Annotated in this window: 19 protein-coding genes; 14 read left to right on the forward strand and 5 right to left on the reverse strand. The window is 66.5% G+C overall.

Annotation, left to right across the window (positions count from 1 at the left end):
* The first annotated feature begins 232 nt into the window (after window positions 1–232).
* The 9 genes from BMX36_RS09840 (at window position 233) to BMX36_RS09880 (ending at window position 10,461) form a co-directional block, all read left to right on the forward strand.
* Window positions 233–1,336, forward strand: a complete 1,104-nt coding sequence (locus BMX36_RS09840; RefSeq protein WP_177179109.1) for a flagellar basal body P-ring protein FlgI — start codon at window positions 233–235, stop codon at window positions 1,334–1,336.
* Window positions 1,333–1,740, forward strand: a complete 408-nt coding sequence (locus BMX36_RS09845; protein ID WP_256210717.1) for a rod-binding protein — start codon at window positions 1,333–1,335, stop codon at window positions 1,738–1,740. The genes BMX36_RS09840 and BMX36_RS09845 overlap by 4 nt, the downstream gene beginning before the upstream one ends.
* The gene (gene flgK, locus BMX36_RS09850) at window positions 1,737–3,074 is read left to right on the forward strand and encodes a flagellar hook-associated protein FlgK (RefSeq protein ID WP_066781134.1); all 1,338 of its coding nucleotides are present in this window, start codon (window positions 1,737–1,739) and stop codon (window positions 3,072–3,074) included. Before BMX36_RS09845 ends, flgK begins: the two co-directional genes overlap by 4 nt.
* On the forward strand, window positions 3,074–3,967 hold the full coding sequence (flgL, locus tag BMX36_RS09855) for a flagellar hook-associated protein FlgL (protein ID WP_093064777.1): 894 nt from the start codon (window positions 3,074–3,076) through the stop codon (window positions 3,965–3,967). The genes flgK and flgL overlap by 1 nt, the downstream gene beginning before the upstream one ends.
* A gap of 98 nt (window positions 3,968–4,065) precedes the next feature.
* The gene (gene motA, locus BMX36_RS09860) at window positions 4,066–4,929 is read left to right on the forward strand and encodes a flagellar motor stator protein MotA (protein WP_066781138.1); all 864 of its coding nucleotides are present in this window, start codon (window positions 4,066–4,068) and stop codon (window positions 4,927–4,929) included.
* On the forward strand, window positions 4,930–5,835 hold the full coding sequence (locus BMX36_RS09865) for a flagellar motor protein MotB (protein WP_093064779.1): 906 nt from the start codon (window positions 4,930–4,932) through the stop codon (window positions 5,833–5,835).
* A gap of 240 nt (window positions 5,836–6,075) precedes the next feature.
* A complete protein-coding gene (locus BMX36_RS09870; RefSeq protein WP_218142147.1) occupies window positions 6,076–7,374 on the forward strand; it encodes a TolC family protein in 1,299 nt (432 codons plus the stop codon).
* Entirely contained in the window at window positions 7,371–9,098 is a 1,728-nt protein-coding gene (locus BMX36_RS09875) for a type I secretion system permease/ATPase (protein ID WP_093064783.1), read from the forward strand. Before BMX36_RS09870 ends, BMX36_RS09875 begins: the two co-directional genes overlap by 4 nt.
* A gap of 4 nt (window positions 9,099–9,102) precedes the next feature.
* Window positions 9,103–10,461 (forward strand): HlyD family type I secretion periplasmic adaptor subunit, encoded by a 1,359-nt coding sequence (locus BMX36_RS09880; RefSeq protein ID WP_093064785.1) that lies wholly within the window; start codon window positions 9,103–9,105, stop codon window positions 10,459–10,461.
* Window positions 10,462–10,638: 177 nt separating this feature from the next.
* Here the strand turns inward: BMX36_RS09880 and BMX36_RS09885 are convergent, their stop codons facing one another.
* From BMX36_RS09885 to BMX36_RS09895, 3 genes are all read right to left on the reverse strand, one after another.
* Window positions 10,639–11,622: an isoaspartyl peptidase/L-asparaginase family protein gene (locus tag BMX36_RS09885; protein WP_093064787.1), complete on the reverse strand. Its 984-nt coding sequence runs from the start codon at window positions 11,620–11,622 to the stop codon at window positions 10,639–10,641.
* Between the two features lie 14 nt (window positions 11,623–11,636).
* Window positions 11,637–12,806: an acyltransferase family protein gene (locus BMX36_RS09890; protein ID WP_093064789.1), complete on the reverse strand. Its 1,170-nt coding sequence runs from the start codon at window positions 12,804–12,806 to the stop codon at window positions 11,637–11,639.
* A gap of 107 nt (window positions 12,807–12,913) precedes the next feature.
* The gene (locus tag BMX36_RS09895; protein ID WP_093064791.1) at window positions 12,914–13,435 is read right to left on the reverse strand and encodes a DUF1993 domain-containing protein; all 522 of its coding nucleotides are present in this window, start codon (window positions 13,433–13,435) and stop codon (window positions 12,914–12,916) included.
* Between the two features lie 71 nt (window positions 13,436–13,506).
* Between BMX36_RS09895 and ispG the strand changes: the two genes are divergently transcribed.
* From ispG to smc, 4 genes are all read left to right on the forward strand, one after another.
* Window positions 13,507–14,631, forward strand: a complete 1,125-nt coding sequence (ispG, locus tag BMX36_RS09900) for a flavodoxin-dependent (E)-4-hydroxy-3-methylbut-2-enyl-diphosphate synthase (protein ID WP_093064793.1) — start codon at window positions 13,507–13,509, stop codon at window positions 14,629–14,631.
* Window positions 14,632–14,954: 323 nt separating this feature from the next.
* The gene (locus tag BMX36_RS09905; RefSeq protein WP_093064795.1) at window positions 14,955–16,178 is read left to right on the forward strand and encodes an acetyl-CoA C-acetyltransferase; all 1,224 of its coding nucleotides are present in this window, start codon (window positions 14,955–14,957) and stop codon (window positions 16,176–16,178) included.
* A 5-nt stretch (window positions 16,179–16,183) separates the two neighbouring features.
* A complete protein-coding gene (locus BMX36_RS09910; protein WP_093065475.1) occupies window positions 16,184–17,761 on the forward strand; it encodes an acyl-CoA dehydrogenase family protein in 1,578 nt (525 codons plus the stop codon).
* Window positions 17,762–17,807: 46 nt separating this feature from the next.
* Window positions 17,808–21,254, forward strand: a complete 3,447-nt coding sequence (gene smc / locus BMX36_RS09915; protein ID WP_093064797.1) for a chromosome segregation protein SMC — start codon at window positions 17,808–17,810, stop codon at window positions 21,252–21,254.
* A 9-nt stretch (window positions 21,255–21,263) separates the two neighbouring features.
* On the opposite strand, the gene BMX36_RS09920 is transcribed toward smc, so the two are convergent.
* Entirely contained in the window at window positions 21,264–22,505 is a 1,242-nt protein-coding gene (locus BMX36_RS09920) for a glycosyltransferase 87 family protein (protein WP_093064799.1), read from the reverse strand.
* A gap of 66 nt (window positions 22,506–22,571) precedes the next feature.
* Here BMX36_RS09920 and BMX36_RS09925 point away from each other — a divergent pair, with 66 nt between their 5' ends.
* Entirely contained in the window at window positions 22,572–23,819 is a 1,248-nt protein-coding gene (locus BMX36_RS09925) for a putative DNA modification/repair radical SAM protein (RefSeq protein ID WP_093064801.1), read from the forward strand.
* Between the two features lie 89 nt (window positions 23,820–23,908).
* Here BMX36_RS09925 and rarD read toward each other — a convergent pair whose 3' ends face one another.
* On the reverse strand, window positions 23,909–24,832 hold the full coding sequence (gene rarD, locus BMX36_RS09930; protein WP_093064803.1) for an EamA family transporter RarD: 924 nt from the start codon (window positions 24,830–24,832) through the stop codon (window positions 23,909–23,911).
* Between the last annotated feature and the right edge of the window lies 1 nt (window position 24,833).

Raw genomic sequence — 24,833 nt, forward strand, 5'->3', positions numbered from 1 at the left:
TCGAAGGACGTGTCACGGGCGCTGGTGTCTGGAGCACGGGCTTCGACAGGCTCAACCCGAACGGAGGGGGGCGCCGGAACTCCTCCCCCGTTCGTCCTGAGCTTGTCGAAGGACGTGCCACGTGGGCTGACGCCCGGGGCACGAGCTTTGACTGGCTCAGCCCGAACGGGGGATGGGGTATGGCAAAGGCATCCACTTATCCCGCATTAACCACGCCTCCGCTAGCCCGAGCATCATGACCATGATCCGCACCCTTCTCGCCTGCATCGCCGCGCTCCTCGTCGCGACGCCCGCCGCGGCCGACCGGATCAAGGATCTCGGCGGCTTCCAGGGCATCCGATCGAACCAGCTGACCGGCTATGGCGTGGTCGTCGGGCTGCCCGGCACGGGCGACGACAATCTCGAATATACCGTGCAGTCGATGAAGGCGGTCGCCTCGCGCTTCGGCCTCCAGCCGCCGCCCAATGCGAACCAGGGTTTGAAGAATGCCGCGGTGGTGATGATCACCGCGGAACTCCCGGCATTCGCTAAGCCCGGCCAGCGGATCGACATCACCGTTTCCTCGATGGGCAAGGCCAAGTCGCTGCGTGGCGGCAGCCTCATCATGGCCCCGCTGCTCGGCGCGGACGGGCAGATCTACGCCATGGCGCAGGGTAATCTGGCCGTCGGCGGTCTCGGTGCCGAGGGAAAGGACGGCTCGCAGATCGTCGTGAACACGCCGTCGACCGGCCGTATCCCGGAAGGCGCGACGGTGGAGCGCGCAGTGGCGACCGGTTTCGCCGATTCGCCGAACCTCACCTTCAATCTCCAGCGCGCCGACTTCACCACGGCGCAGAACGTTGCAGCCGCGATCAACCAGAAGCTTGGATTTGGCGTGGCGCAGGCAGTGGACGCGGTGTCAGTCGCGGTACGTGCGCCGATGGGCGCGGACGTGCGCGCCACGCTGATGTCGACGATCGAGAACCTCGACGTCGTCTCTGCCGAGCCGCCCGCCAAGGTGATCGTCAACGCGCGCTCAGGCACCGTGGTCATCAATTCCGCGGTGCGCGTCGGCCCTGCCGCCGTCACCCACGGCAAGCTCACCGTCCGCATCGACGAGAACCAGCGCATCAGCCAGCCGGCTCCCTTCAGCCAGGGCCAGACCGCAATGGAGCGCAAGTCCGGCGTCAATGTCGAGGAGGAAAACCGCCCGATGTTCCTGCTCGCCCCCGGGCCGAAGCTGGCCGATATCGTCAAGGCGGTGAACGCCATCGGCGCCTCGCCGGCCGATCTGGTCGCCATCCTCGAGGCGCTGAAGGAAGCCGGGGCGCTGAAGGCGGAGTTAATCGTCCTGTGAGCACCATCACTCCAGCCACCGCCCCCGCCTCCATTTCCGGCGCGACAGGCCTCGACACTGGTCTGAAACGCACCGCAACGAAGGAAAACCTCGCCGCCGCCGGACAGCAGTTCGAAGCGGTCTTCACGTCCATGATGCTGAAGTCGATGCGGCAGGCGAAGCTTGCCGAGCCATTGTTCGACAGCCAGGCGATAGACACGTTCCGCGACATGCAGGACCAGAAACTGGTGCAGCAGATGGCGCAGCACACGCCGCTCGGCATCGGCAAGGCGATGACCGAGTTCCTGTCGCGTGCCTTATCCGCCACACCGCCGGAAAATTCGACCTCCAGCCCGGCAAGCGGGGAACCGGCCGGCATTTCTCAATCCGACCTTAACCAGACGGCGGGCATCAAGCCCGCGTGAGCGACCTTCTTTCCATCGGCGCGTCAGGCGTACGCGCGAATCAGGCTGGCCTGGCCGCGGTGTCCGAGAACATCGCGAATGCCGGGGTGTCCGGCTATTCGCGGCGCACGATCGAAACCAGCGAAGTGGTCAGCATCAGTGCCCGCACGGGCCTGACGACCGGCCATGGCGTGTTCGTGACCGGGGTCACCCGCGCTGCGGACCAGTTCAAGGCGGCCGCGGTGCGCTCCGCCGGTGCCGATCTCGCCCGAACGGAAGCAGGCGGCGTATGGCTGGACCGGATCCAGTCTTCGCTGACCGGCTCGGCACTCGACACCCGCCTCACCGCCTTTTTCAATGCCGCCAAGGGCGTGGCGGCCGATCCCACCGCGACTGCGCCGCGGGCGGTCATGCTGGAACAGGCACAGGCGCTCGCCGCCGCCTTCACCTCGACCGGCGCCGCGCTCGCCACCGCAACCAGCGAGCTCGACGCGACGGCCGATCAGGCAGTGGCCGATCTCAACGGTTTGTCCGCCGCCCTGGCAAAGGTGAACGACGGGCTTGGTCGCGCGCCGCCGAACTCTACCGGTGCTGCCAACCTGGCCGATCAGCGCGACGAGATATTGGAGCGTATGAGCGCGCTGGTCGATGTCTCCGCCAGCTTCGACGCGGCCGGCCGCGCCACCGTTCGGGCCGGGATCGGCACCGGCGCGGTGCTCGTCAGCGGGACGCAGGCGTCGACGGTAAGCTACGCCCGCAATGCGGAAGGCGCGGTCTCGATCGCGGTGCAAAGCGGCGCCGACGTCGCGATCCTCGCACCAGGGGGCGGAGCGATCGGCGGGATTGTCGACGGCGCGCAGCGGATCGCCGCCGCGCGCACCGAACTGGCCGAGATGGCGACCGCCTTTGTCGCCGGGGTGAATGGTGTTCAGGCCGGGGGGCAGACGCTGGACGGGGCTGCGGGACAGCCGCTGTTCGCCGTCGGCGCCTCGCCCACCGATATCAGCGTTGCCATGACCGATCCGCGCGGCATCGCAGCGGCCGCGCCGGGCGAAGGCAATCGCGGCAACGGCAACATGGCCGCGCTCGAAAGCCTGCGCAGCAGCGCTGGCTTCGAAAGCGGGTTGAGCAACATGGTATCGAGCAACGCCGCCGCCATTCAGGCGCGCGGCGTGGTTGCCGATGCCCAGTCGGCCATCCACGACAGCGCGATCACCGCGCGCGATGCCATCTCCGGTGTCGACCTGGATCGCGAGGCGGTCGACCTGCTGCGGTTCCAGCAAGCCTATCAGGCGTCGAGCCGGGTCATTTCGATTGCCCGTGATACCTTCCAGACCCTGCTGGATATCGGCTGATGAGCGCCAATCTCTCTACCAATCTGTTCTACAACCGCTCCACCGCGTCGATGCAGAAGCTGCAGGCGCAGTTCGACCGGCTGAACGAACAGGTGTCCACCGGCAAGAAGCTGCTGGCCCCGTCGGACGACAGCGTCGGCTATCAACGGCTGCAAGTGATCAACCGCGCCAACGCCGATGGCGTTCAGGACGCGGCCAATGTCCAGCTCGCGCAAGCGACGCTGCAACAGGCCGGTACCAGCCTGTCGCAGATCGCCCAGCAGTTGCAGCGCGCGTCGGAACTGGTGATCCAGGGCAAGACGGGCACGAACTCCGCCTCCGCGCAGGAAGCGATCGCTACCGAGCTGGAGGGCATTCTTCAATCGGTCGTCTCGCTGGCGAACGGCAAGGATGCCCGTGGCATGCCGCTGTTCGGCGGCAAGGATGACGCTGCTGCCGTAACGGCGGGCGCGGGCGGCACGCTCGCTTTTGCCGAGGGCAAGGCACCGGCGGTGCCGATCGGGGATGGCCAAAGTGTTGAGGTCACCGTCAACGCCGGTGATTTCCTGGCGGTGAAGGACGGCGGCGATCTCGGCAGCGCCATCGCGGCCATGGTGGCCGCGCTCCGCGCCGGCGAGGCACTGCCGGAAAGTGCCGCCGATACGCTGGCGACCGTTAGCGATCAGGTGACGGCGACACAGGCGTCGCTAGGCGCGCGCGAGGTGCGGGTCGATCTTCAGGCGGCGCAGATCAAATCGGCCGCTGATGATCGCGAGATCACGCGATCGGGGATCGAGGATGCCGATCCGACGGAGACGATCGTCGAACTGCAAAAGACCATGACGGTCCTGCAGGCGACTCAGGCAAGCTTTTCCAAACTCTCCAGCCTTTCGCTGTTCGATTATCTTAGATGATTGAGGGCCTTGCGAGGCGGTCCAGCCGAATTTTCCGGTAAAGAATCAGCCCAGTTGTCCGTTTAACATTTCGGATAACGCATCTCCCGGGGATTATCATGTTCGCCGCCATCGGCCTCGTCGTACTCATTGCCATGGTCTTCGGCGGCTTTGCCTTCACGGGCGGTGCGCTTGGGCCGGTGCTGCACGCATTGCCTCACGAGATGCTGATCATCGGCGGCGCTGCAGTGGGCGCGCTGATCATCGGCAATTCCGGCAAGGAACTGAAGGCGATGGGCGGGGGTCTCGCCAAGGTCTTCAAGGGGCCGAAGTACAAGAAGCAGGATTATCTGGACGTCATCTTCCTGGTGTCCAAGCTGATGAAGATGCTGCGGATGGAAGGCCCGATCGCGCTCGAGCCGCATGTGGAAGATCCCAAATCCTCTCCGGTTTTCGCCGAATATCCCCGTCTGGTGGCCGATCACACGCTGGTGAACCTGATCGCCGACACGCTTCGCCTGGTCGTCGTGTCCTCCGGCACGCTGGACGTGCATGCGGTCGAGGACGTGATGGACAATGCCATCAAGACCCACCACCACGAGGTGGAAGGGCCGCACACCACCTTGTCCTCGTTGGCGGATGCGCTGCCCGCACTCGGCATCGTCGCGGCGGTGCTTGGCGTGGTGAAGACCATGGGCTCGATCGATCAGCCGCCGTCGGTACTGGGCGGCATGATTGGCTCGGCTCTGGTCGGCACCTTCCTTGGCGTGCTGCTCGCCTATGGCATCGTCAGCCCGCTCGCCTCGCGTCTGAAGCAGGTGATCGATGCCGATGCGGCGATCTATCACGTGGTGAAGCAGATCATCATCGCCTCGCTGCACGGGCACCCGCAGCCGCTGGTGATCGAGGCCGCTCGGTCGGGCATCGCTCACGTCAACCAGCCCGGCTTTGCCGAGGTGTTCGACGGGCTGAGGGGCAAGTAAGTGGCCGCACGCGCGCCGCACGGAAGCAATCAGCCTCCAAAGATCATCGTCAAGAAAGTCTATATCGAGGGTCACGGCGGCCATCACGGCGGCGCGTGGAAGGTCGCTTATGCCGATTTCGTGACGGCGATGATGGCCTTCTTCCTGCTCATGTGGCTGCTCGGCGCCACCACGGAGAAGCAGCGGAAGGGCATCGCGGACTATTTCGCGCCGACGATCCTCAACACCAAGTCGCTGGGCATCGGCGGCAGCGGTCTGCTGGGCGGACAATCGGTCACGTCGAGCGAGAAGACCGGGCCGCATGACGGCAACTCCCGCATGCCGACGATCGTCTCCAAGGCGGAAGGCTCCGGCGGCCCGCAGATGGGCACTGGCAAGAAGGGGTCGCTGCGCAGCGCCGAGGCGATCGCCGCGGAGGATCGGCGGAATTTCGCCAAGCTGAAGGCGCAGGTCGAACGACAGCTGAAGGAGCGCAAGTCACTGGCGGCGCTCGCCAAGCACATTCGCTTCACCATGACGCCGAATGGGATGCGGATCGATCTGGTGGACGATGCGAATTATTCGATGTTTGCGCTTGGCACCACCTCGCTCGAGAAGGACGCTTCCGCGCTGATCGGCATGGTGGCGGAGGGCATCCGTGCGACGCAAAACCCGATCATGATTCGGGGTCATACCGACAGCCTGCCCTACGGTGATCCGCGGGCGATGAACAACTGGATGCTCGGAACCGCGCGGGCCGAAGCCACGCGGCGACGCCTGGCGCAGGGCGGAATCCCGGAGAACCGATTCTATCGCATCGAAGGGGTAGCCGATCGCGAGCCGATGATCGTCGAAAATCCGATGGACCCGCGCAACCGGCGCGTCGCCATCACCCTTCTGTATCGTGAAGGAGCATTCGGACAATAGTCTGTCCGTAGTGAATGCTTTTAAGCCGCCCGGCGATACTTGGCGGCCGCCCCTCAACCGGGTAGAGACCACGTCTTGTCCCGGGGGGGATCTGTGCTTTCATTATCGTGTTTCAGGGGAGGAAAGGTAACGTCAGCGGCTGTGGTTCTCGCTGCCCTTACGCTGGCTTACCCCGCGCCCGGACAGCAGGCACCCGTCACCAATGCCGAACCTCTGCTGCCTGCGCACACTGGCGATCCGATGGCGATCCGTGCGGAGGACGATCCGCTGCTGGAACTCACCCGCCGCACCGCTTCCGTGGAAACGCTGCGCCAGATCGTTGACGCAACGCTTGCGCGTGCGCCCGAAGCGGCGGAGGCCAGCGCCAACCGCGATCAGGCCGATGCTGCGCTTGGCGAGGCCAAATCGGTCCGTCGGCCGACCGTCGATGTCACCATCACCAGCTACAAGGTGCTGTCCCGCAACTTCGGGAACAACATCGAGAACATCATCGAGGAATCGCGTCCGGGCCGCCGCACCGATCAGCTGCTGACGGTGGACCAGCTCCTGCTGGATGGCGGGAGTGCGAATGCTCGCATCGGTGCCGCGCGGGAGCGGCTGCGCGCGGCGGAAACCGACATTCTTGGGGCGCAGGACCGCGTCGCGCTGACGACGCTCGCTTCCTGGTATGACGTATTCACCTATCGCGCGCTGGTGGCGCTTTCCACGTCATTTGCCGCCAGCCAGCGCGAGTTGCGGGTCATGGTGCAGGAACGCATCCGGCGCGGTGCCTCGGCAGAGGCGGACATCGCACGGGTGGACAGTTACATTGCCTCCGCCGATGCGCGGCTCGCCCGCTTTCGCCGGCTGGAGGCGCAGGCCGCGGCGCGGTTCCAATCTTTGACCGGCGCGCCGCCTCCGACGGGTCTCGCCCGCGCGCCCTTCATCGGCCAGGCAACGGTCAGCAAGGATCTGGCGATGGCTCGAGCCGTGAGCGTACCGGCGGTACGCTCCGCCCGATCCGTCGCAGAAGCCGCCCGGAACGATGCGCGCGCCGCGCGGGCCGATCGATTGCCTACGCTTGCCGCCGGAATCGATGCGGGCCGCTACGGCATTTACGAAACGCCGCGCGATTATGACGTGCGTGCTCGCCTCACGCTGCGCCAGCGCCTGTGGGGCGGCATCGAGGAGCGCGATCAGCAGGCGCAGGCCCGCGCCCGCTCGGCTGAGGCGCGCGCCAATCGCGTCCAGACCGAGGCCGCGCGCGACGCCGAAATCGCCTGGTCCGATGTGCAGGCGCTGGAAGACCAGCGCCGTGCACTGGAGGCAACCTATCTCGCGAGCCGCCGGTCACGCGACACGATCGCCGAGCGGTTTCGCGTGGCCTCGGGAACGCTGTTTGACGTGATCGGCGCCGAAGACAGCTATTTCGAGACGGCCGTCGGCTATCTACAATCCGTTACCGAGCTTGATGCCTCACGCTATGTCCTGCTCTCCAGGACCGGCCAGCTCTTGCCGACGCTCGGCATCACCGATCCATCCCAAGGACGCCAGCCATGAGCGACCATACGCTCGTTCCCGATCCCAAGCCGCGCTTCGCGCCCTGGCTGCTCGAACCGATGGTCGAGAACAAGCACACCTATTTCAAGGTGGCGGCAGCGGCGGTGCTCATCAACGTCTTCGCGCTGGTGACCTCGCTGTTCTCGATGGTTATTTACGACCGCGTCATTCCCAACAATGCGATGTCGAGCCTGCTGGCCTTGTCGATCGGCTTTGCCGTCGTCATCGTCTTCGACTTCTTGTTGAAGATGCTTCGCGCCTACTTCGTCGACATCGCCGGCGCCGATATTGACCATCAGGTCGGCGATCGCGTGTTTCGAAAACTGCTGGCGATCCGGCTGGACCACAAAAAGGGGTCGACCGGTGCGCTCGCCGGGCTGATGCGCGAGTTGGAGGCGCTGCGGGATTTCTTCGCCTCCGCCACCATGACGGCACTGGTCGATTTTCCGTTTCTGATCCTGACCGTGGCGGTAATCTGGGCGATCGGCGGCAAGGTCGTGATCGTCCTGCTGATCATCATCCCGATCGTGCTGCTGACCGCCTGGGCGACCAATCCGGCACTGGAGCGGCTGACGGCCAAGACGCTGCGAGAAGGCCTCTCCAAGCAATCGGTGCTGGTAGAGACGATCGGCGGGCTGGAAACCGTCAAGGCGTCAGGCGCGGGTCCGATGCTCACCGATCGCTGGCTGAGCGCGGTTCGCCAGCAATCCGATTCCTCGCTTCGCCAGCGGCTGATCTCCAGCATCGGCATCACCGTTGCCGGCTCGGCCAGCACGATCAGCTATGCCGCGGTGGTGATCGTCGGCGTGAACCTGATTGCGGCGCGCGAGCTGACGTCCGGTGGCCTGATCGCCTGCTCGCTCCTGGCCGGCCGCGCGATCGCGCCGCTTGCCCAGATTTCGCAACTGCTCGCCCGGCTATCGGCGACCCGCACGGCCTATCGCCAGATCAACGCGATGATGGAACAGCCGAGCGAGGGCCCCGCGGGGGAGCCGCTCCAGATTGCCGCGCTGTCGGGCAAGATCGAGTTCCGCAACGTTACCTTCCGCTACCCCGGTGGCGCCGAGCCGGCGCTTCAGGGCATCTCGTTCACCATCGAGCCCGGCGAGCGCGTCGCGCTTCTCGGGCGCGTGGGATCGGGCAAGTCGACGATTACCCGGCTGATCCTGGGGCTGTACCCGCCCGAAGACGGGCTGGTGATGGTGGACGGCACCGACCTGCGCCAGATAGACCCCGCGACGCTGCGCGCCCAGATCGGCGTCGCGATGCAAGACAGCGTGCTGATGACCGGTAGCGTCCGGGAAAATATCAGCCTCGGTCGCACCAACGTGGATGATGTCGAACTGCTGCGCGCCTCGACCCTGTCGGGCACGCACCAGTTCATGGGACAGATCGCCAACGGCTATGACCTGAAGCTCGCCGATCGCGGTGAAGGCCTGTCGGGCGGCCAGCGCCAGTCGATCGCCATCGCCCGTGCGCTCGCCGGCAAGCCGCCGATGCTGGTGTTCGACGAACCATCGGCCAGCATGGATGCACAGACCGAGCAAGGCCTTATCGAGCGGCTTCAGAACGAGGTACAAGGACGCACCATGGTGCTCGTGACGCATCGCCCGCCATTGCTCCAGCTCGTCCAGCGCATCATCGTCATGGAACGCGGCCGGATCGCTATGGACGGCCCCCGCGACAAGGTGATGCAGCAGCTCACCCGGCCCAAGGTGGCTTGACATCATGTCCCAGCCTCCCGCCCCTGCCTCCACCCCCGTCGCCCTGGCACCTGCGCCAGCCGCTCCGACCCGGCTTGAAGACCTGACGCAGCGGATCAAGCCGCGGCAGGCCTCAAACCTGCTGCTCTGGGCGATCCTCGCCTTTTTCCTGATCTTCGTCATCTGGGCGTCCTGGGCGACGCTCGACCGTACGGTTCGGGGGCCGGGCCGTGTGATCGCCAGTTCCCAGTTGCAGACCGTCTCCAACCTCGAAGGCGGCGTGGTGCAGGAGATCCTGGTGCGAACGGGCCAGGTCGTGCGCATGGGCCAGCCGCTCGTCCGGCTCGACCCTACCGCCACCGGTGGCGAGCTCGGCTCTGGTGAGGCGCAGGCTGCCGCCCTCCAGGTAAAGATCGCGCGTCTCAAGGCAGAGGTGCTTGGCCGCGAGCCGGTCTATCCCGCCGCCACCAACGCGATCGTGGCGGAGCAGATCGAGATCGAAAAGGCCCTGCACACGGCCCGGATGCAGGAACTGGCCGGCATCACCGGCGCCTATGGCGCTCGCGGCGTACAGGCGACCCGCGCGGTCGCGGAGGCACGATCGGCCCTCGACGCACGCCAGAGTGCGCGGGACGCACGGGCGGTGGAACTGGCGACGATCAAGCCCTTGGTGGACAAGGGCATCGAGCCACGCCTCTCGCTGACACAGGCGGACAGCGCGGCGACAGTGGCGGCGAGCGAGGCGGCACAGGCCTCAGCGTCGCTGGCGCGCGCGCAGGCGGGAGTGGCCGAGGCGAATGCCAGCCTTGCCCAGGCGCGGCAGGATTGGCGCGCGCGCGCTGCCGACGAACTGGCGAAGGCGCAGGCGGAACTGGCCGCGCGCTCCTCGACCATCCCGGCGCTGGCGGCGCGGGTGGAGCGCACCACCGTTCGCGCCCCGCTCGCCGGCCGGATCAACCGCGTGCTCGTCACCACCGTCGGCGCCGCAGTGTCGCCGGGGGCGCCAATTGCGGAAATCTCGCCATCGCGTGACACGCTCCTGATCGAGGCGCGGATCCGGCCGGAGGATATTGCGCGGGTGCGCACCGGCCAGCATGCCCGGATCAACATCACCGCATACGACAGCTCGATCTACGGCTGGATCGACGGCAAGGTGGAGTCGATCTCGCCCGACGCGATCGTCGATGAACGCCAGCAGGTGAGCTATTACAACGTGTTCGTGCGCACCGACACCAAGGGCCTGCTGGACCGCCGCACTAACAAGCTGTTGCCGATCGGCACCGGCATGACGGCAGAAGTGAACCTGCTCGGCGATCCGCGCACGGTGATGCAATACATCCTGACGCCGATCACCCGACTGTCGGAACGCGCATTCCGGGAGTGAGGGGCGGAGTGCGCAGGACGCGCTCACTGTTCTCACCGTTCGTCACCCCGGCCCTGTGCCGGGGTGGGTCGCTTCGCGAATGCTGTGGCTTGAGGAATGCGGCCTGCTGGATGCCAGGCCAGGTCGGCTAACGCAGGTCTTTCACCTTCGCCAGGCTAAGCGCGAGCACCTGCATCCTTACGGCTCATCGCGGTAGATCGCCACGGTTGGCGCGCCACCCGCACTCACCCGTCCACGATACATGCCCGGCGTGTTGTAGCTCCAGGCGGTGATGCCCGCCGGCGTGTTGACGATCACGCCGCCGTCGCCGCCCAGCGCCTGAACCTCCGCCATCACCGCGTCCGCGGCGGCTTGCGCGCTTTCGCCTTTGAAGCGGATTCGGGCGCAGATCTCATGCGCGACGCCTTCGCGGATGAAATATTCCCCGGCTCCCGTGGCGGAGACGGCGCAGGCGCGGTCGTCGGCATAGGTGCCCGCACCGATGACAGGCGCATCGCCAATCCGGCTCCAGCGCTTGCCCGTAATCCCGCCCGTCGATGTCGCCGCGGCGACATGACCGTTAACATCGCGCGCGACCGCGCCGACTGTGCCATATTTGCGATCGACATCGATGGCCGACAGGTTCTTCGCCTTCAGCGTCTCCAGCTGCCGCCGGCGCTCGGGTGTGGCGAACCAGCTCGGATCGGCCTGTTCCAGCTTCTGCGCGCGGGAAAAGGCATCCGCACCGGCACCGGCCAGGAACACATGGTCGCTCTTTTCCATGATCGCGCGGGCCAGGCTGACCGGGTGGCGCGTGGCGGTGACGCCGGCAACCGCACCGGCGGCGCGCGTGCGGCCGTCCATGATCGCCGCGTCCAGCTCGTTGTGCCCGTCCCAGGTGAAGACAGCGCCGCGGCCCGCGTTGAAATGCGGATCATCTTCCAGCACGTGAATCGCAGCTTCCACTGCGTCGAGCGCGCTGCCGCCCTTGTCCAGCACCGCCGAGCCCGCCGCCAGCGCGCGGTTCAGCGCCGCCCGTATTGCCTTGTCCTGTTCGGGCGAAAGCTTGTCGCGCTCGATCACGCCAGCGCCGCCGTGGATCGCCAGCGACCAGCGCGGTGCGTCTTGCGCGGCAGCCGGCGTGGCGAACAGCGTGGCGAGGACGGGGAGGATGAGGCGCATGGGATCTACTTTCGTCAAACAACGGCAGGACGTGGATCGGGAACGTCGGCGCGTCGGCGGTGCAGCCTCAGCCCGATCAGCGGGCGCAGCCAGGCGATACGCCGGCCGCCGAGATAGAAGGCCCAGCACCCCGCCACCGTCGCCGCGACCATGATCACGAAGTCAAGCGCAAGCGGCAGACCCGCCAGCAGCAGCCAATAGGCGACCACGACGATGATCGTCTGGTGGATGATGTAGAAGGGAAACACGGCTTCGGTCAGCATCGGGCGCCAGCGGTGGTCCCGGTTCCAGAAATTTTCGGCGATGCCGATCAGCGCAGCGATCGCCATCCAGCCCTCCACCCCGCGCGCAAGGCTGAAGATCGTGCCAAACGGTCGCGGCGTGACGCGATATTCGGCGAACGTCACCTGCACGCCGGCAACCACCAAATAGGCAACCACCGCCAGCGCCGCCGTCACCTTCCACCAGCGCGCAAAGGTGGCGATCACCCGCTCGCTGCCGGCCATGGCGAACCCGAGTACGAACATCGGAAAGTAGGTCGCATGCGCCACCCAATCGCCGGCCAGCGCATGCGTCTCGCGCGCGCCGGGGAACAGCAATCCGCTGACAATCATCAGCCACGCCATTGGCAATACCAGTGCGCCGACCCCGCCGAACAGCAGGTCGAACACGCGCTGCGCGCGCCGCCGCACGCCTGCCGGCGACACCGCCAGCACAGCGGTAAACAGCAAGGTGTAGATCCACAGATAGACGACGAACCACAGGTGATTCCATGTCGGCAGGTCGAGCCCCGCCAGCTTGCGGAAGCGGAAATATTCGCTCGCCCAGAACGGCAGGAAGCCGCCCTGATACCCATGCTGTGTGGTCAGCTCCACCCACGGTTGCGGCGGCACGATCACCGCCATGCCGAAGACCAGCGGGATCAGCAGCCGCGCAGTGCGGTTGCGCACGAACGGCCACGGCCCCGGATGGCGCACGAACAGCGCGCGGCTGGCATATCCCGACACCACGAACAGCAGCGACAGCCGCCACGGGTTGGACAGCATCATCGGCACCGTCACCCATTGTTCGGCCCCAAGCTTCGCGTGAAAGCCCCACGGCACGAACACCATGCCGATATGATACAGGATCAGGATCGCGAACGCTCCGATGCGGAGCCAGTCGAGGCCATAGTGCCGCTGCATTCCGTGCGCCTAGCAGGTCACGGTTCGGGTGAACACGACCGGTTCGCCCTTACCCGATCAATCCGCCAACGTCGCAGGCGTCCTTCGCCCCGCATCCTCGGCACCGCTCACCGCTTGATGCGCAGCTTGCCGAGGAAATCCTTCTTGCCGATGGCCACGCCCTGCGCCCGCAGGATCGCATAAGCGGTGGTCGCGTGAAAATAGAAGTTGGGCTGGGAGAAGGAGAGCAGGAACTGCCCGCCGGTGAACGGCAGCCGCAGCTCCCCCATCGCGAACTGCGTATCGCGCTCAACCAGCGCGCCGAATTCGGCGCGGTCCACTCCCTGAAGGGTCGCGATCGCGTCGGCGATCACCGCATGAAGCCCGGCGAAATCGGTCGGCCATGGCTTCATGTCGGGCGAAAAGCTGCCGCCGCGCACGCCCTCGATACCGCCGATCGAATGCACGGCACAGCTTTTCACCTGATAGCCGAAAGGCAGCATGTCGGGGGCCAGCCGGGCGTCGATCAGCTCGGCCGGCAACATGCCGCGATCATTGGCGAACGACTCGGCCTTGGCGATCAACCCGTCCAGCGCACCCAGGATCTGCAAATTCGACGGGATCACGGCGTCGTAAAGCGAAAGCGTCATCGTCCTGCCCCTAAGTTCCGTTTATCTCTGGAAGTCGCTATATCGCTGGCGAAGCCGTTAGGAAGCCCCACATGTCCGTTCGTCCCTGGCGCGATATTCACCGCCGCCAAAGCCGCCAGATCATGGTCGGCAACGTCCCCGTCGGCGGCGACGCGCCTGTCACCGTTCAGACCATGACCAACACGCCGACCGACGATGCGCGGGCCACGATTGACCAGATCCGCCGGTGCGAGGATGCGGGCGTCGACATCATCCGCGTCAGCTGCCCGGATGTGCCCTCGACCGCCGCGCTGAAGCAGATCGTGCGCGCCGCCCGCGTGCCGATCGTCGCTGACATCCATTTTCACTACAAGCGCGCGCTGGAAGCGGCGGATGCGGGCGCTGCCTGCCTGCGCATCAATCCCGGCAACATCGGGTCGGCCGAGCGCGTCAACGAAGTGATCAACGCCGCCAAGGCGAATGGCTGCTCGATCCGCATCGGCGTCAATGCCGGCAGTCTGGAAAAGGACCTGCTGGAAAAATATGGCGAGCCCTGCCCCGAGGCTTTGGTCGAGTCGGCGCTCGATCACATCAAGCTGCTGCAGGACCGCGACTTTCACGAATTCAAGGTGGCGGTGAAGGCGTCCGACATCTTCCTTGCCGTCGCCGCTTACCAGCAGCTCGCCGAGGCGGTCGACTGCCCGTTGCACTTGGGCATCACCGAGGCGGGCGGCTTTGTCGGCGGCACGGTGAAGAGCGCGATCGGCATCGGCTCCTTGCTCTGGTACGGCATCGGCGACACGATCCGCGTCTCGCTCTCGGCCGAGCCGGAAGAGGAAGTGCGCGTCGGGTTCGAGATCCTGAAGGCGCTTGGCATTCGGAACCGCGGTGTGCGCGTGGTCAGCTGCCCAAGCTGCGCGCGACAGGGCTTCGACGTGATCCGGACCGTCCAGACGCTGGAGGAACGCCTTCAGCATATTCGCACACCCATGTCGCTGTCGGTACTCGGCTGCGTCGTGAACGGCCCGGGCGAGGCGCGCGAGACGGACATCGGCCTCACCGGCGGGGGTAACGGCAAGCACATGGTGTACCTGTCGGGCGTGACCGATCACGTCGTGCAGGACGAGGGCATGATCGACCATATCGTGCGCTTGGTCGAGGCTAAGGCGGCGGAAATCGAGGCTGCAGGCGAGGCGGTGAAGGTCGCCGCCGAGTAAAGGCAATCGCCTGGAGGCTCACCGGGGAGGGGTGCTCGTTTTCACGTCCCCGGCGTTCGCGAGCATCACGAAACGCTTTGATCGCCCTGCAAGCCGCGTCAGCCCGGCCTTGTGCCAAGATCCACTGTTCCGCGAATTGAACGCTTCGTGGCTTTGCGGCGCGGTGAATGCGGGACAGGCTTGGCATAGCAGGACGCTCTTATTCAGCCCGCTGAAAAGCGATCCGCGTGGTTGAAACCCGCCTGTCCATCCGATAGGTCCGCGGCGACAAGGAGAGCGGAAAATTCAGCGGCCGCATCTCCGATCATGCAGGAGTTGACGCCATGACCCCCAGCACCGGCCTGCGCCGCGCCGCCATTGTCGCCCCGATCCGCACTGCCGTCGGCAAGTTCGGCGGCAGCCTGTCCTCCCTCACCGCCGGCCAGCTCGGCGCAACGATCCTCAAGGCATTGATGGAGCGGACGAAGGTCGATCCGAGCCGGGTCGATGACGTTGTCTTCGCTCAGGGCTATGGCAACGGCGAAGCGCCAGCGATCGGCCATTGGGCATGGCTCGCCGCCGGTCTGCCGATCGAGGTCCCGGGCTATCAGCTCGACCGCCGCTGCGGCTCCGGCCTTCAGGCGGTGATCGACGCCGCGATGATGGTGCAGACCGGCGTCAGCGATGTGGTCGTCGCCGGCGGCTGCGAAAGCATGTCCAACGTCGAACATTACACCACGGACATCCGCAAGGGCGTGCGCGCCGGCAACCTCACCATCCACGATCGCCTGACGCGCGGCCGGCTGATGAGCCAGCCCGTGGAGCGGTTCGGCGTGATCAGCGGCATGATCGAAACGGCCGAAAACCTCGCCAAGGATTATGATATCTCCCGCGAAGAGGCCGATGCTTACGCCGTCCGCTCACACCAGCGCGCCACGGCTGCGTGGGAAAAGGGCCTGTTCGCGGACGAGCTCGTTCCCGTGTCGGTGCCGCAGAAGAAGGGCGAGGCGATCGTGTTCGATCACGACGAGGGCTACCGCCCCGACGCGACGATGGAGAGCCTGGGCAAGCTGCGCGCAATCGAGGGCGGCGTCGTCACCGCCGGCAACGCCAGCCAGCAGAATGACGCCGCGGCCGCCTGCCTCGTGGTGGCTGAGGACAAGCTGGAGGAACTCGGCCTCGAACCGATCGCCTGGTTTCACAGCTGGGCCGCGGCGGGCTGCGATCCCTCGCGCATGGGCATCGGCCCGGTGCCGGCGGTCGAGCGGCTGTTCGCGCGCAACGGCCTGGGCTGGGACGACATCGACCTGGTCGAGCTGAACGAAGCGTTCGCGCCGCAGGTGCTGGCCGTGCTCAAGGGCTGGGGCTGGAGCAAGGACGACAGCCGCAATGAAATCCTGAACGTGAACGGGTCGGGCATCTCGCTCGGCCACCCGATCGGCGCGACCGGCGGGCGCATGCTCGCCAATTTGACGCGCGAGCTGGTGCGCCGCGACGGCCGTTATGGTCTGGAGACGATGTGCATCGGCGGCGGCCAGGGCATCGCCGCGATCTTCGAGCGCGCGTGACCAGGCTGGCCGACGCGCTGGCGGCGGCGCAGCGCTACCGCGACGACGCCCGCGCCGCTCTTGCGGCCCGGCTCGACGCCGCACCGATCGACACCGAGCAACGTGCGGCGCACGGCTTCGCCTGGGTTGCAACCACCGTCGCGGCGCTGGAGGCGGTGGCTGACTGGGCAGCGCAAAACGCGGGCGAAACGAACGCGCTCGTCGCCCGCCTCGCCTTTCACGAAGGCATCGCCCAGCTCGCCGGTGGCTTGCCGATGGGTCAGAACGAACTGTTCCGCCCCGCCGACCTGGGCCTGGGTGTCACCGCGCGCACGCTTGCGGACGCCTGCGCCGACCTGCTCGACCAGGACGCCGCCGCCGATCGCCGCGCGCTGGTCGAGCGGCTCGCTGCTGGCGAATGGCCCAGCGAAACGCTGCACGATGCCGAGCTGGACGCGATCCGCGACCAGTACCGCCGCTTCACCGATGCCGAGATCCTGCCCCATGCGCATGGCTGGCATCTCGCCAATGCGCTGATCCCCGACGCCACTGTTGCCCGCATGGCGGAGCTCGGCACGTTTGGCGTCTGCATTCCCGAGGCGTTCGGTGGGCTCGGCCTGTCGAAGCTCGTCATGTGCATCGTCACCGAGGAATTGTCGCGCGGCTGGATCGGTGCCGGCTCGCTCGGCACCCGGTCGGAAATCGCCGGGGAGCTTATCGCCGGTTCCGGTACTGACCCGCAGAAGGCCGAATGGCTGCCGAAAATCGCCAGCGGAGAGGTACTCCCGACCGCGGTCTTCACCGAACCGGACGTCGGCAGCGACCTTGGCTCGCTCCAGACGCGTGCGCGCCGCGATGGCGATGGCTGGCGGATCGACGGCGCCAAGACATGGATCACCCACGCCGCCCGCTCGGATCTGATGACGCTGCTCGCCCGCACGCTGCCGGATGCGAAGGGCTATGCCGGGCTATCCATGCTGCTGGTTCCCAAGTCGCGCGGTACGGAGGCAGAGCCCTTTCCCGCCTCAGGCATGTCGGGAAGCGAGATCGAGGTGCTCGGCTATCGCGGAATGCGCGAATATGCACTGTCCTTCGATGGCATGGCCGCCCCGGCCGACGCCCTGCTCGGCGACGAGGAAGGCCAGGGCTTCAAGCAGCTGATGCGCACCTTCGAGGGCGCCCGCATCCAGACCGCTGCGCGCGCCGTCGGTGTCGCCCGCCGCGCGCTGGAACTCGGCCTTTCCTATGCGCTCGATCGAAAGCAATTCGGCCGCGCGATCATCCACTTTCCGCGCGTGGCCGACAAATTGGCGATGAGCCTCGTTGACCTTATCGCCGCACGCGAGCTGACCTATGCCGCCGCACGTGCCAAGGATTCCGGCAAGCGCTGCGACATCGAGGCAGGCATGGCCAAGCTGCTCGCGGCGCGCGCGGCGTGGAGCAATGCCGATGCGTCGCTTCAGATCCACGGCGGCAACGGTTACGCGCTGGAATTCGAGATCAGCCGCATCCTGTGCGACGCGCGCATCCTTAACATCTTCGAGGGCGCGGCCGAGATTCAGGCTCAGGTGATCGCGCGCGGGCTGGTAGCGCAGCGCAACTGACGCCCTCTTGCGCGACAGCCGCTGATCGCGCCAAGACGCCGGCACCGTGCAGATCAAGCGGCTGCGCCTTTCGGGCTTCAAGAGCTTTGTCGACCCGGCCGATCTCAGGATCGAGCCGGGGCTGACCGGCGTTGTCGGTCCCAACGGTTGCGGCAAGTCGAACCTTCTCGAAGCGCTCCGCTGGACGATGGGCGAGAACAGCGCCAAGTCGCTGCGCGGCGCGGGCATGGAGGATGTGATCTTCGCCGGCACCGCGACCCGCCCGGCCCGCGACTTTGCCGAAGTCTCCATTCTGGCCGAGATCGCCGGCGCGGAGACGGAGGTCGTGCGGCGGATCGAGCGCGGGGCGGGCAGCGCTTATCGCATTGATGGCAAGGACGTACGCGCAAAGGATGTGTCGCTGCTGTTCGCCGATGCCGCGACGGGCGCGCATTCCCCGGCCCTTGTCAGCCAGGGCCGGATCAGCGCGGTGATCGCTGCCAAGCCGGCGGACCGGCGCGCGATGCTGGAGGAAGCGGCCGGGATCGCCGGCCTGCACGTCCGCCGCCGCGATGCCGAGCAGAAGCTGCGTGCCACCGAGGCAAACCTCGCCAAGCTGGACGAGGTGATCGCCGAACAGGAAAGCCGCGCGGCCGCGCTGCGCCGTCAGGCCCGGCAGGCGGAGAAATATCGCCGCCTATCGGATCAGATCCGCACGGCAGAAGCGCGCATGATCTTCGCGCGCTGGCGCGAGGCGGCCGCGGCGGCAGATGCCGCCAAGGCAGAGGCGGCGCTGGCAGAAGCGCGGGTCAGCAAGGCAGCGGAGGCGCAGCGCGCGGCGGCAGCCTATCAGGCGCAGGCGACAGATGCGCTTGCCAATGCGCGTGCGCAGGCGCTGGCCGCACGGGATCGCAGCGGCGAGGTCGGACATCGGCTGGCCGGGCTGCGCTCCGATCTTCAAGCGATGGAGCGACGGCTGGCCGAACTGCAGCAGGCCAGCCGCAGGATTGCGGATGATCGCGCGCGCGAAGGCGCTCTGGCCCATGATGCCGCGGAGGCGCTCGCCCGTCTCGAAGAAGAGCGAAAGGCGCTGGATGCGGCGATCACTGATGCCGCAACCAAGCTGCCTCACCGCGAAGCCGCGCTGGTTGAGGCAGAGCGGCTGGCCCGCGACGCCGAAGTTGCGCTGGCGCAGGCGCTGTCGCGTCAGGCGAGCGAGTTGGCGGATGCGCGTGTGGCGCAAGCCGCCGCATCCGCCGCCCGCGCACGTTTCGATCGGGCTGAGCGCGAGGTGGCGGAAGTGGAAACGCACCTCGCCCGGCTGAGTGACGCCGCACCGATCAAGGCGGAAATGCTGGCGGCTGCAGAAGCCGCGAGCGCCGCCAGCCACGCTGCGGAAGCAGCACGGGCGCTACAGGCTAAGGCCGAACAGGAGGAACGCACCGCCAACGCGGCCAAGGACGAGGCGCAAGCAGCGCGCGCCGCCGCCCGGGCGAACCTTTCCGCACTGGAAAGCGAAGCGGGCGCGCTGCGCCGGTCGACGGAGCGGAAAGGCGGCCGCGAACGGCTGCTGGACCACCTACGTCCGGGGCCGGGCTATGAGCGGGCGCTGGCGGCGGCACTGGGCGACGATCTGGAAGTCGGCCTTGATCCGAGCGACACGGCATTCTGGGCCGCGCTGCCGGATCAAGAGACTGGTAGCGACGTACCGACTGAAACCACACAGCCTGCCTTGGCCGATCGGGCGCATGCCTGCCGCGATGATCGCCTGCTGTCGCATGTCGATGCTCCCGCGCTGCTGGCGCCGCGGCTTGCCCAGGTCATCGTCCTCGATGAGGACGACGGTCGTCGGCTCAAGGTGGGTGAGCGGCTGGTGACAAGGGCCGGCTTCCTGCGGCGCTGGGATGGCTATGTCGCGCGGCAGAGCGGCGCGGCGGCGGCGGAACGGCTCGAGCGCCTCAACTGGCTTGCGGCCCTGGGCGCGGCATTGCCCGACGCCCGCGCCGCCGTCGCTGCCGCCGACCAGGCATTCTCCGCCGAAGAAACGCGTATTTCCGCGGCGCGGACGAAGGCACGCACCGCGCGCGAGGAGCACAACCGTGCCGAGACGTCGGGGCGTGAAGCCCGATCGCGACAGGACCGTGCTGCCGCTCAGCTTGAACGGCTTGCGGGTTTGCGCGCCGATCTCGACGCGCGTGCGGCCCGTGCGTCAGGTGACCGGGATGAAGCTGGCCGCGAGCGCACGGCGGCCGAGCAGGCGCTGGCGGCACTTCCCGATACCAGCGCCACCGGCGCGCTCGTCCTCGCACTCCAGCGCGAGGCCGAGCAGCGGCGGCAGGCTGTCGCCGATGCACGGGCTGCCCGCAGCGCGACGGAGCGGACCGCTGAGGAAGCGCGCCACCGCCTCGCGGCTGCGCAGGCCGATGTGAAAAGCTGGCGCTCGCGCGCAGGCGATGCCGCACGTCGCATCGCGGACATGGGCAAGCGCGAAGCCGAGATCACGGCCGAGGCCTCGGCGCTCGCCGAGCGTCCCATGACATTGTCGGCGGGCATCGAGGCGGCCGACATCGAACATCGCGAGGCACGGGCTGCGGCTGACGAGCAGGCGAAAGCGGAACGCGACGCCGAATTGAACCTGCGCAAGAGCGAGGAAGCGGCTCGCCTCGCCAGCGAGGCGCTCGCCGAGGCGCGGGAAGCTCGCGCCGGTGCCAGCGCACGCGCGGAAGGGCAGGAACAGCGCCGGATCGAACAGGGCCGGATCGCCGGCGAGCGGTTCGAATGCCCTGCCCCCGTCCTGCCGGAGCGGGTCGGCTTCGTCAGCGCAGAGGTTGGCACACCGCAGGAGGAATCGGCTACACTCGACAGGCTCATCCGTGACCGCGAGCGGATCGGACCCGTCAATCTGGTAGCCGAACAGGAACTCGCGGATTTGGAAGCGGGAGCGAGCGGCAATGCGGCGGAACGGGCGGAACTTGGCCTCGCCGTCAACCGCTTGCGCGGGTCGATCGGCACGCTCAACCGAGAGGGGCGGCAGCGGCTGCTCGCCGCATTCGAAGCCGTGAACGGGCACTTTCGGCGGCTGTTCACGACACTGTTCAACGGTGGGCAAGCGCATCTGGAGCTTGTCGACTCCGATGATCCATTGGAAGCGGGGCTTGAGATCATGGCGCAGCCGCCCGGAAAGCGGCTGCAATCGCTGACATTGCTGTCCGGCGGCGAACAGGCACTGACGGCGGTCGCGCTGATCTTCGGCCTGTTCCTCACCAACCCGGCGCCGATCTGCGTGCTGGACGAAGTGGATGCGCCGCTGGACGATGCCAATATTGAGCGCTTCTGCGACCTCCTCGATCGGATGAGTCGGGAAACGCAGACGCGCTATCTGATCGTCACCCACAACGCCGTGACGATGAGCCGCATGCATCGCCTGTTCGGCGTGACGATGATCGAACGCGGCGTCAGCCGGCTGGTATCAGTCGACTTGCAGGCGGCGGAGACATTGCTGGCGGCGGAATGACGGCGCATTTCAGTCGATCTGGTGACCGCCGCCCTGTGCTGAGATCCCGCCCTTGCGCCCGCCGATCATGACCCAATCGGCTGCCGGGGAGCGAACGGCATCGACAATCACCCACAGCATCGGCACCGCGCGGAACGCGGCTGCGGCGGCGATATGCGCTTGCGTCACGCCGGGGCCGCCACCGCTTGCGGAGGCGAAGAACCAGAACTCGGCCCAATAAGCGAGCACATCGCCGGCGGCGAACCAGGCGATCGGCCAGAGCCGCCGACTGGTCAGCAGAAGAAACGGGAAGAGCCAAAGGTCGAACTGCGGCGAGTATACCTTGTTGGTGAGCAGAAACCACGCGAGCACCGGCGTGAACAACACCCACAAGTGATCGCGATGACGCCGCCAGCCGAGCGCGACAATGGCGCCCGCGCCGCCGGCGAAGATCAGGAATGACCAGAGGTTGCGGGTCGCCAGGTCGGTGTTCCACCAGCCTTGCACCGCCATGATTTCCCACACGGACGCCGCCGTGCCGACGCGTTGACCGCTGAACGTGTAGAACTCCGCCCAGTTATCGAACGCTCTGAGCGCGATCGGAAGGTTCACGGCCGCCCAGAAACAGATTGCGGCCAGCACCAGGCCGCCTGCGGCACGAAACCGGCCCAGCCAGCTACGGTTCCGGCCAGCTAAGGCAGCGATCCCAAGCAGCGGCAGGAGAAGGACGGGGAACAGCTTCGCCGCCGTGCCGATCGCCGCCAGAGCGGCGGCGGACGCCTGCTCGCCGCGTCGTGCCGCAAGGATCGCGGCGACCGCAAGAGCGACGGCCAGCATGTCCCAATTATGGCCGAGGTACAGGATCAGCGGCGGTGCGGCCGCCCAGCACCAGCGGCGGATTGCCGGCACGCTCGCGCGATCCATCATCCGCAGGACGGCAAAGGCCAACGCCGCATTGACGGCGGAGACGACAAACAGGAAGTCGGCGGCATCCGCCCGGGTGCCGGCCAGCAGGCGCGTGATCAATCCCTCCAGCCAGATCAGCATGCCGGTGAGCACCGGATATTCCATTTGCGCCTCGATGTACGGCAACTGCCCCGCCGCAACCCCGCGCAAACCCCAGAACGGCACCGCATCCGAATAGCAGCCGGTCAGATACTGCTCATCGGCGGCCCAAGAGGCGCCGCAATGGCCCTTGAACGCCCAGCCCGCGACGCAGGTCAGCGCCAGCAGCACATAAGGCCCCGATCGACGAAAGCGCAGATCCCGCATCAGCTTTCTTTACCGTGCGATCACCGGAAGGTCGACAATCGGCAGAGGAGAACTTATGTAGAACGGATGGCGCAGCTCGACGTTCGACAGAAGCTGGAAATCCTTGCCGATGCGGCAAAATATGACGCATCCTGCGCGTCATCCGGTACCGCGAAGCGCAACTCTCGCGATGGCAAGGGGATCGGCTCCACGGAGGGCATGGGGATTTGCCACGCCTATGCACCGGACGGCCGCTGCATCAGCCTGCTCAAGATTTTGCTGACCAACAGCTGCATCTTCGATTGCCATTATTGCATCAATCGCAAGAGCTCGAACGTGCGGCGCGCGCGCTTCACGGCGCAGGAGGTGGTCAACCTCACGCTCTCCTTTTATCGCCGCAACTACATCGAGGGCCTGTTTCTCTCCTCCGGGATCATCCGCTCGTCAAATTATACGATGGAGCAGATGGTGGAGGTCGCGCGATCGCTGCGCGAGGATCATCACTTCCGCGGCTATATCCACCTAAAGACGATCCCCGACGCTGATCCCGAGCTGATCCATCAGGCGGGGCTCTATGCCGACCGTGTGTCGATCAACGTCGAGCTGCCGACCGAAAGCGGGTTGAAGCGTCTCGCGCCGGAAAAGGACAACGCTCGTATCGAAGGCGCCATGGGGGGCATGAAGTCGTCCATTCTCGATACGCGCGACGCGACGGCGCGCTACAAGTCAGCGCCACGCTTCGCGCCGGCGGGCCAATCCACCCAGATGATCGTCGGCGCGGACGCCGCGACGGACGGCGATATCGTCACCAAGGCAGCGACGCTCTACAACCGCTTTGACTTGCGCCGGGTATATTATTCCGCCTTCAGCCCCATCCCGGATGCATCCGCCGTCCTGCCATTGCAGCGTCCGCCATTGATGCGCGAACACCGGCTGTATCAATCGGATTGGTTGATGCGCTTCTACGGTTTCCAGCCAAAGGAAGTGGTTGCGGCCGCTGACGATGCGACGGGGATGCTGCCGCTCGATATCGACCCGAAGCTCGCATGGGCGCTGAAGTTTCGGGACAGCTTTCCAGTCGATGTGAACCGCGCGCCGCGCGAGCTGCTGCTGCGCGTTCCGGGACTTGGGACAAAGGCAGTGGCAAACATCCTGACGAGCCGGCGCTGGCGGCGGTTGCGGCTGGATGATGTGGCGAGGCTGACGGTCTCCATCGCCAAAATTCGCCCGTTCATCGTGACGGAGGATTGGCGGCCCGTCGCGCTATCCGACAAGGCGGAGCTGAAGCCATTAGTGGCGCCAAAGAAGCAGCAGCTTGAACTGTTCGCCGCATGAAGGACGTACGGTCTCGCTAAGGAGTCGAGGTCGGCGGCGCAGATGCGGTTAAGTGCCAGCCCGCTTTGGCGCCGCCGGAGTTATTCGGGTCAGGTTCGCGCGTTCACACGAGCCCCAGACGATCCATTCGCCACGCGAGCCTTGCGCGCGCCGCGCACGCTATCCCAAGCGAAGATCGCGCATCCGGTCCAGATCAGTCCGAAGACAAGGACGTGGAGCGGGCGCAATGGTTCACCGAACACTGCGACCGCGACAATGAACTGGAGCGTGGGCGCGACATATTGGAGCAGCGCGAGGGTGGAATAGGGCAGCCGCCGGGCTGCGGCGGCGAACATCAGCAATGGCAGCGCCGTCAGGGCGCCAAGCAGCACGAGGAGCACGTCCGTCGACAGGGCAACACCCATCGCCCCCGTTCCTGCCCGGCCGATCATCAGCACATAGCCAAGCGACAGGGGCGCCAAGACCATCGTCTCGACAAGGAGGCCGCCCAAGGCATCGATCGCCACGATCTTGCGGACCAGGCCGTAGAAGCCGAACGTCACCGCGAGCGAGAGCGATATCCACAAGGTATCCAGGGCGACAAAGGCCATCGCCGCCACGCCGGCGGAAGCAATCGCGATCGCCACGCCCTGCCATTTGCGCAATCGCTCGCCGAGCACCACCACACCCAGGCCCACGTTGAGCAATGGATTGATAAAGTAGCCCAAACTGCCGGCCAGCGTGTGCCCGTTGTTCACCGCCCAAATGTAAATCAGCCAGTTGATCGCGATCAGCGTTGCGCTGCCGGCCAGCATGACGAAGGTCCGCGCGCTGATCGCGGCACGGATCGCGCGCCAGCGCCGCATAGCGCTGACCACGATGATCAGAAGCACCAGCGACCAGATCACCCGGTGCGCCAGCACTTCGAGGGCGGGCACCGCCGCAAGCAGGCGGAAGTAGAGCGGCAGGACGCCCCATGCCGCATAGGCACCAAGGCCAAGCAGCAGGCCGCCGCGCGAAGCGTGTTCGGTCAAG

This window comes from Sphingomonas sp. OV641, assembly GCF_900109205.1.
In the GTDB taxonomy this organism is placed as follows: domain Bacteria; phylum Pseudomonadota; class Alphaproteobacteria; order Sphingomonadales; family Sphingomonadaceae; genus Sphingomonas.

Bases quoted from the DNA above. Each gene is read 5' to 3' on its own strand.
- flgL (WP_093064777.1), top strand. From the start codon at position 3,074: ATGAGCGCCAATCTCTCTACCAATCTGTTCTACAACCGCTCCACCGCG.
- motA (WP_066781138.1), top strand. From the start codon at position 4,066: ATGTTCGCCGCCATCGGCCTCGTCGTACTCATTGCCATGGTCTTCGGC.
- BMX36_RS09870 (WP_218142147.1), top strand. From the start codon at position 6,076: ATGGCGATCCGTGCGGAGGACGATCCGCTGCTGGAACTCACCCGCCGC.
- BMX36_RS09875 (WP_093064783.1), top strand. From the start codon at position 7,371: ATGAGCGACCATACGCTCGTTCCCGATCCCAAGCCGCGCTTCGCGCCC.
- BMX36_RS09880 (WP_093064785.1), top strand. From the start codon at position 9,103: ATGTCCCAGCCTCCCGCCCCTGCCTCCACCCCCGTCGCCCTGGCACCT.
- BMX36_RS09885 (WP_093064787.1), bottom strand. From the start codon at position 11,622: ATGCGCCTCATCCTCCCCGTCCTCGCCACGCTGTTCGCCACGCCGGCT.
- BMX36_RS09890 (WP_093064789.1), bottom strand. From the start codon at position 12,806: ATGCAGCGGCACTATGGCCTCGACTGGCTCCGCATCGGAGCGTTCGCG.
- BMX36_RS09895 (WP_093064791.1), bottom strand. From the start codon at position 13,435: ATGACGCTTTCGCTTTACGACGCCGTGATCCCGTCGAATTTGCAGATC.
- ispG (WP_093064793.1), top strand. From the start codon at position 13,507: ATGTCCGTTCGTCCCTGGCGCGATATTCACCGCCGCCAAAGCCGCCAG.
- BMX36_RS09905 (WP_093064795.1), top strand. From the start codon at position 14,955: ATGACCCCCAGCACCGGCCTGCGCCGCGCCGCCATTGTCGCCCCGATC.
- BMX36_RS09920 (WP_093064799.1), bottom strand. From the start codon at position 22,505: ATGCGGGATCTGCGCTTTCGTCGATCGGGGCCTTATGTGCTGCTGGCG.
- BMX36_RS09925 (WP_093064801.1), top strand. From the start codon at position 22,572: ATGGCGCAGCTCGACGTTCGACAGAAGCTGGAAATCCTTGCCGATGCG.